This window comes from Oleiphilus sp. HI0123 (assembly GCF_001635315.1).
In genome coordinates this window covers 1-270 of sequence record NZ_LWGE01000846.1, presented here as the reverse complement: position 1 = coordinate 270, position 270 = coordinate 1, and the positions used below count along the sequence as shown (strand labels likewise).

The 270-nt window shown below is 44.1% G+C and carries 1 protein-coding gene; it reads right to left on the bottom strand.

Features of this window, described 5'->3' with window-relative positions:
- Positions 1-270 (bottom strand): carboxyl transferase domain-containing protein (locus A3761_RS07360; protein ID WP_304439597.1); only part of this gene is annotated, 270 nt, incomplete at both ends.

Genomic DNA, 270 nt, shown 5'->3' with positions numbered 1-270 from the left:
GACAAATTCTACACCTGCTGGTCCCATTACGGCTGCTCTGGTAGAAGGCAGGGCGCATACAAAGTCTGCACCTGTCTGATAGCAGTTGTAAGAAGCGTAAGCACCACCGAAAGCGTTACGAATGATCACCAAAAAACGAGGCGTTCTTAGGTCAATAATTGAATCAAGCATTGCTCTACCTGCTTGCACAATACCGTTTGATTCTTGATCTTTACCAGGTAAGAAACCCGTTGTATCTTCCATAAAGATGACAGGGATATTGTAAAGGTT